Source organism: Micromonospora solifontis, assembly GCF_003725545.1.
Taxonomy (GTDB): domain Bacteria; phylum Actinomycetota; class Actinomycetes; order Mycobacteriales; family Micromonosporaceae; genus Micromonospora; species Micromonospora solifontis.
Genome location: NZ_RJLN01000009.1, coordinates 13,655 through 20,875, shown reverse-complemented (window position 1 = coordinate 20,875; position 7,221 = coordinate 13,655). Strand labels below are relative to the sequence as shown.

Here is a 7,221-nt window from a genome sequence, read left to right as displayed (position 1 = left end):
CACTCACGTAATCGGCCGGCGGGCCGAAGGAGGCCGAATTCCAGATTCCCGGTTCACCGGACAGGAATTGCAAGTGTCAACCGGACTTCCCGGCCACCACGCAATCGCCGGTGCCCCGGGGGCGACGCCGGTCGCCGCCGGCCGTCCCCGGCGGTGGCTCGGGCACCGCCGATCAGTGCCGGGGCGGGGCCATCGGGGCGAGGCCGAGACCGGCGAGCGCGGCAGCACCCCGGGCGCCGTCCTCGCCGCCCGCGAGCACCCTGGTCCGCGCCGCCTGGTAGCGGCAACCGGCGGCCTCGAACGCGTCCGCCGTGGCGAGCAGCCGCTCCGGGTCGTCGTCGAGCAACGCCTCGGCCCGCGCCACGATCGCGCCGGCGACGGGGTTGCCGGCCACGATGGACCGCGCCTCGGCCACGCGCTCCCGGGCGTCGGCGCTCCCGGCGAGCACGCCGGCTTCGGCGCGCAGCGCCACGTACCAGTGGAGCCAGATCCAGGTGACCCACTTCCACACCTCGCCGGGCTCGGGCGCCAGCCGGGCCAACGCCTCCCCCGCCCGCCCCTGGTGGAGCAGGAGCATCGCGTCGAAGACCGCACCGTAGCCGTAGGTGCGCTCCGGCGGGGTGCCGAGCCGGTCCAGGATCGCACTCCACTCGCGGCGGCCGTCGTGGTCGCCGCGAAGGCCGTGGATCATCGCCACACCGGCCACCGCCGGAGCGAGGGCCCACCTGACGGGGCTGCCGGCCCGGCGCCAGTCCTCGAGGAACCCGGCGCTGGCCGTGAGCACCTCGTCGACGTTGCCGACCAACGCGTCGGTCACCAGCAGCCAGCTCGTGGCGCGATGGCCGACCTCCGCCAGCAACGGGTGGTCCGCGAGCTGCCGCGCCCACCGGCGGGCGCCGATCAGGTCACCGGCCCCGAGGCTCGCCTCGGTGGCGTTGCCGAGGGCGTCGAGCAACTCGTGGGTTCTGGCCGGACCGTCCGGCGCGGAGGACAGCAGGGCGATCCGGCGCCGCGCCGTGGCCGCGGCGGCGAAGGTGTCGCCGGCCCAGCTCTGGGCACCGGTGAGCGCATCGAGGGCGGCCGACTCGGCGAGCGGGTCGCCGGTGCGGTGCGCGAGGTCGACCGCCCGTTGGGCACGCGCCATCGTCTGCGGTACGGCGTTGTCGGGCGGGCCCAGTTCGGACCCGAACGCGTCGGTGAGCACCGCGGCCTCGGCCAGCGCCACCCCGGCCTGGGCGGCCGGATCGTCGCCGGCCAGCTCCCGCGCCTCGGTGACGAGCGCGAGCACCTCCCGCGGTGACGGCATCCGTTCGAACTTGCTCCAGAACCGGTACGCGTTGGTGGCGGCGGCCGCCAGGTCACCGGCGGCGGAGGCGTCCCCGGACCGGCGGGCGGCGGCCGCGGCCGCGCGCTGTAAGCGGTACATGTCGTCGCCCCGCATCCGGCATCCGGCCACGGCCGCCGCGTGGCGGAACATCGACGCGGTGGCGGCCGGGTCGTCCGCGAGCGCGGCCGCCTGCTCGTACCGCTGCTGGGACTCGCCGATCAGACACCGGGTGAAGGTCAGGTCGGCCAGCCGCCGGGCCAGCCGGTACGCGTCCGCGCGCTGCTCCGGCCGGTCCGCCGCCCAGGCCAGCGCGGCGCGCAGGTCGTCGGCCACCAGGTCGAACCGGGCCCGCCAGTCCGCCCGTACCGCGGCCAGGTCGGCGGCCGTGGCCAGGCACCAGCGCAGGTGCCGGGAGCGGACGTCGACCAGCTCACCGGCCTCGGCGAGCCGCTCGGTCCCGTACTGGCGGATGGTCTCCAGCGCGCGGTACTCGGTCCTGCTCCCGGCCGCCGTCACCACCAGCAGGCTCTGTTCGGCGAGCCGGGCCAGTCCGTCGGCGACCGCGCCGGTCCCGGCCCCGGTCACCGCTGCCGCCGCCGCGACGGTGAACGGCGCCACGAACACCGACACCTGGCGCAGCAGCGCCCGGTCGGCCGGCTCCAGCAGGGCGTGGCTCCAGTCCAGCGCGGCCCGCACCGAGCGGTGCCGATCATCGGCCCGGGAGCCGCCGGCGAGCATCCGGAGCTGGTCGGACAGGCCGGCGGTGAGGCCGTCCAGGCCGAGCGTGGGCCACCGCGCGGCGGCCAGCTCGATCGCCAGCGCCACCCCGTCCAGCCGGGCACAGACCGAGGCGACGTGCTCGCGCAGCGACGGATCCGGCGGCCGGCCCGCCGCCCCGGCCCGGTCGAGGAACAACGCGACCGCGTCCGACTCGCCGTCGCCGGCCAGCGACAGCGGCGGGACCGGATAGACCCGTTCGAACGGCACCATCAGCCGGGCCCGGCTGGTCGCCAGCACCGCCACCCGGGGGCACGCCGCGAGCAGCCGCTCGACGAAGACCGCCACCCCGTCGCGTACCTGCTCGCAGTTGTCGAGGACCAGCAGCACGTGGCGGTCGGCCAGCGCGGCGACGACCGACTCGGTGATACCCCGGCCCGGCTGCTCGCCGAGGCCGAGCGCGCCGGCGACCGCGGCGGCCACCACGCCGGCGTCCGGATCGGTGATCGGCACCAGGTCGACGAACCACACCCCGTCGGCGTACTCGCCGGCCGCCGCGGCGGCCACCGTCAACGCCAGCCGGGTCTTGCCCACGCCGCCCGGGCCGACCGCGGTGACCTGCCGGTGCGTCTTGATCACCCCGGTCAGCTCGGCCCGCTCCCCCGCCCGCCCGACGAACGAGGTCAGCGGCGTCGGCAGGCCCGGCGCCGGGCGGGACCGGCCGGCGCGAGCCAGCTCGGACGCGTGCTGGGCGAGCGCCCGCCGGTCCGGCACCGCCAGCTTGCGCAGCAGGGAGGAGACGTGGCTCTCCACGGTACGCACGGAGATGAACAGCCGGGCCGCGATCTCGGCGTTGCTGAGATGCTCCCCCACCAGCGCCAGCACCTCGGCCTCCCGGGCCGAGATCTCCACCGTCGTCGCCACCGCGCCATTCTCGCCCACCTCCGTGCCGTGGATCCGAGGTGGTTTCCGTGGTCGGCACCGATGTCCGCGCACGCACCGCCGGGCGAGGCTCGAGCCGTACCCGAATCGGTGAGGAAACGGAGCACGCGGGATGAACGAGCTACGGTCCTGGGTCGGATCCGTCAGCCGGTTGCTGAGCCACCCGGAGCTCCGCTGGTTCCTGCCCGGCGCGTTGGTCTCCGCCCTCGGCGACGGCATGAGCATGGTCGCGGTGGCCTGGCTCGCGGTCCAGATCGCGCCGCCGGATCAGGCCGGCGTCTGGACGGGACTGGCGGTGGCGGCGTACGCGCTGCCGGCCCCGATCGGCGCGGCCGTGCTCGCCCGGCTGATGCGCCGGCTGCCCGCGTCCCGGCTGGTGGCGGCGGACGCCTCGGTGCGCGCGCTGTCGCTGGGCGCGGTCGCGGCGCTGGCGGTGGCGGGGCTGCTGGGCCCGGTCGGGTACGTGGCGCTGCTGGCGACGTCCTCGTTGCTGCACGCGTGGGGGAACGCCGGGGCGTACACGCTGGTCGCGGAGCTGCTGCCGGACGAGGACCGGATCACCGGCAACGCGCTGCTGTCGACGTTCAGCCAGGCGGCGTTCGTGGTCGGCCCGGCCCTGGCGGGTGGGCTGACCGCGCTGACCGGTCCGGGCTGGGTGATCGGGGTGGACGCGGCGAGCTTCGCCGTCCTGGCCGCGGTGAGCCGGAAGGTCCCCGCCCGGCCGGCTGCCGCCGTCGCCGGGACGTCGGCCACGCCGGCGACCGGCGGCTGGCGCACCATTCTCGACCGGCCGCGCCTGCTCGGGCTGATCGCGGTCACCTGCGCGTTCTTCTTCCTCTACGGCCCGGTCGAGGTGGCCCTGCCGGTCCACGTCGCCCACGACCTGCAGGGCTCACCCGGCCTGCTGGGCCTGTACTGGAGCGTGTTCGGCATCGGGGCGACGGTCGGGGCCCTGGGTGCGGCGCTGCTGCGGCATCGCGCGCCCTGGCCGGTGGTGGTGAGCATCATCGTCGGCTGGGGCGCCGCCCTGCTCCCCCTCGGGCTCACCGACGCCGTCGCGCCCGGCCTGGTCGGGCTCGCGGCCGGCGGGCTGATCTACGGCCCGTTCACCGCCATCTCCACGGCGCTCTTCCAGCGGGAAACCCCGCCGCAGGCGCTGAGTCGCGTGCTCGCCGCCCGTACCGCGCTGACCACTCCCGCCACCGGGCTGGGCACCCTGGTGGGCGGTCCGGTCGTCGCCGCGGTCGGTGCTCGGCCCACCCTGCTGGCCTCCGCGCTGCTCACGATCGCGTTGGGCGGCTCCGTGGCGGCCGCCCTCCGGCTCAGCGCGCTCCGTACCCGGTTCCGTGGGCGGGTCCGTGGCGGCCACGGATGTGCCGCGGCCCGGCCCGAAGAAATGCTGTGACCACATCCCGTTCGACGCGCACCACGACGCCAGGAGTGAGTTGCGCATCCACATTGGAGAGTCCCGTGAACTGGAACAAGCTGATTCGGCAGCTCCACCGTTGGCTGGCCATCGCCTTCACCGTGACCGTCATCGTCACCTTCGTCGCCCTCGCGCAGGAGGATCCGATGATCTGGGTCTCCTACGTGCCGCTGCTCCCGCTGGCGCTGCTGCTGTTCAGCGGGCTGTACCTGTTCCTGCTGCCGTACCTGCCGAGGTGGCGCGCCGCGCGCCGGAAGTGACCCGGGAGCGCGCGCACCGCGCTCGCCGGGCCATCCCCGGCCGCCGTCCTTCTCGGTCCCGGCCCGTGCGGTGGGTGGCACGCCGTGGGCCTTTCCCGGGCCCCGGTTACCGCCATGGCATGCCACCCACCGCCCACCCGGGCCACGAACCGGCACGACCCGCCCGCCGCGCGCCGGGCCGGGGGGCGTCATCGCCGGCCCGACCCGGGGCGCGTCGCGCCACTCGATCCGCCGCGACCTACGGGACAAGCCGGTGATGTCAGGAGCTGGTGAGGATGACGAGCTGCCGGGTCGCCCGGGTCATCGCGACGTAACGGTCGACCGCGCCCTCGACGCCGTCGCCGAAGGCCTCCGGGTCGACGAGTACCACCAGGTCGAACTCGAGCCCCTTCGCCAGCTCCGGGGTCAACGACCGGACGCGGGCCGTCTCCCGGTACGTGGGAGCGCCGATGACGCAGGCGACCCCGTCGGCGTGCGCGGCGAGCCAGGTGTCGAGGATCGATCCGAGCTCCGCGGCGGATCCGTGTACGACGGGGACGCCGCCGCTGCGGATGGAGGTCGGCACATTCGCGTCCGGGAGCACGGCCCGGATGACCGGCTCCGCTTCCGCCATGACCTCCGTCGGCGTGCGGTAGTTGACGGTGAGCGAGGCCAGGTTGATCCGGTCGAGCCCGACCCGCTCGAGCCGTTCCTGCCACGACTCGGCGAACCCGTGCCGGGCCTGGGCGCGGTCCCCGACGATGGTGAAGCTGCGGGACGGGCAGCGGAGCAGCAGCATCTGCCACTCCGCGTCGGTCAGTTCCTGAGCCTCGTCCACGACGATGTGCGCGAACGGGCCGGCGAGCGGGTCCCGGTCGGCGTCGGGCAGTCCGGTCTCGTCGACCAGGACGTCCCGCAGGTCCTGCTGGTGCAGCATCGTCATCAGGCCTTCGCCGTCGTCGTACGCGGCGGATGCGATCAGGTCGTCGACGACCCTGGCCATGTGCTCGCGCTGGCCGGCGACGGCGGCGTCACGCTGACGCCGGCGTCGTGACGCCGCCGGGTCGCCGAGCCGCTGCCGGGCCGCGTCCAGCAGCGGCAGGTCGGACATCGTCCAGGCCCGGGCGTCGCCACGTTGCAGCTTGCGGACCTCCTCGGTGCTGAGCCAGGGGGCGCATTTCCGCAGGTAGGCGGGGACCGACCAGAGGTCCCCGACGAGGTCGGCCGGGTCGAGCAGCGGCCAGGAGCGGTTGAAGGTGGTGGCCAGCTCCCGGTTGCGCAGCAGGGACCCGCGGACCAGGTCGTCCGGCTCGTCTCCGTCGTACTTGTCCAGCAGGATCGTGAGCAGTTCCGCCCAGACCTCGTCACGCGCCTCGTTGTGCGGGGTGCCCGGCCCGGGCGTCTCGAACGCCTCGGCCCAGTCGTCGGCGCTCAGCCGGACGTCGGACTCGCCGATGGTGACGGTCATGCCCTTGGCCGGCGGCTCCTCGTAGAACCTGACGGCCGCCTCGATCGCCGTCACCAGGTCGGCGGAGGACTTCAGGCGGGCGACGTCCGGGTCGGCCTCGATGGTCGCCGTGGCGCCCTCGGGGACGAGGTCCCGCAGGGTGCAGGTCTGCACGTCCTCCTCACCGAGGTTGGGCAGGACGTCGGCGACGTAGGCGAGGTAGGGCTGGTGCGGGCCGACGAACAGCACGCCGCCCCGGCGTTGGCCGAGGCGCGGGTCGGCGTAGCGGAGGTAGGCGGTGCGGTGCAGGGCGACGACGGTCTTCCCGGTGCCCGGACCTCCGTCGACGACGAGCGCACCGCGCGACCCCGCGCGGATGATGGCGTCCTGGTCGGCCTGGATGGTGGCGAGCACGTCCCGCATCCGGTTCGACCGGGCGGCGCCCAGGCTGGCGATGAAGGCGGACTGGTCGTCGAGCGCGGCGTGCCCGTCGATCCCGTCCGGGGTGAACACCTCGTCCCAGTAGTCGCTGATCCGGCCGCGGGTCCAGCGGTACCGGCGGCGGCTCACCAGACCCGCCGGGTGGGCGTGGGTCGCCGCGAAGAACGGCTCGGCCGCGGGGGAACGCCAGTCGAGCAGCAGCCGGCGCCCGTCGCTGTCCGTGAGGCCACGTCGCCCGATGTACACGGGCTCGGCGGTGTCCGCGCCGACCATGCGGCCGATGCACAGGTCCAGGCCGAAGCGATCCAGGGCGCGCAGGCGGGTGGTCAGCCGGCGGATCTCCTGGTCCCGGTCCGACGCCCGGCGGCCCATGCCGCCGGGCGCCTTGCGCGCGGTGTCGAGGCGGTCGGAAAGATCGGTGTACGCCTGCGCGAGGCTCTCCGCGATGGCCGCGAAGTGCTGCTCGTCCCCGGCGATGAGCGCCGGATCGGCCTTGGCGGCGAGACGGTCGGGAAGGTCGAAGACGCTACTTCTCAAAATTCGTCCGTTCCGATCTGCGGTTGCGGTCAACCGGTATGCGGAAAGGCATCGCGCCGTGGTGTGGCGCACTTGCGTTTCCGCAGGTCTTGGCTTCGGCCAGCGATTCTGCGCCACGACCCCGGTCTTGCCGCAAGCCCCCCGA

4 protein-coding genes are annotated in these 7,221 nt (G+C 74.8%); 2 read left to right on the top strand and 2 right to left on the bottom strand.

Going from position 1 to position 7,221, the window contains the following annotated elements; genetic code table 11:
- Positions 1-172: 172 nt before the first annotated feature.
- A complete protein-coding gene (locus EFE23_RS05135; RefSeq protein WP_233600874.1) occupies positions 173-2,968 on the bottom strand; it encodes an ATP-binding protein in 2,796 nt (931 codons plus the stop codon).
- A 130-nt stretch (positions 2,969-3,098) separates the two neighbouring features.
- Here EFE23_RS05135 and EFE23_RS05130 point away from each other — a divergent pair, with 130 nt between their 5' ends.
- Together EFE23_RS05130 and EFE23_RS05125 are read left to right on the top strand one after the other, a co-directional pair.
- Positions 3,099-4,391, top strand: a complete 1,293-nt coding sequence (locus EFE23_RS05130) for an MFS transporter (RefSeq protein ID WP_123239761.1) — start codon at positions 3,099-3,101, stop codon at positions 4,389-4,391.
- A 65-nt stretch (positions 4,392-4,456) separates the two neighbouring features.
- A complete protein-coding gene (locus EFE23_RS05125; protein ID WP_123239721.1) occupies positions 4,457-4,672 on the top strand; it encodes a hypothetical protein in 216 nt (71 codons plus the stop codon).
- Positions 4,673-4,931: 259 nt separating this feature from the next.
- Here the strand turns inward: EFE23_RS05125 and helR are convergent, their stop codons facing one another.
- On the bottom strand, positions 4,932-7,076 hold the full coding sequence (helR, locus tag EFE23_RS05120) for an RNA polymerase recycling motor ATPase HelR (RefSeq protein WP_199736935.1): 2,145 nt from the start codon (positions 7,074-7,076) through the stop codon (positions 4,932-4,934).
- Positions 7,077-7,221 lie beyond the last annotated feature (145 nt).

Coding starts and splice junctions, on each gene's coding strand:
- EFE23_RS05130 (WP_123239761.1), top strand. CDS start 3,099: ATGAACGAGCTACGGTCCTGGGTCGGATCCGTCAGCCGGTTGCTGAGC.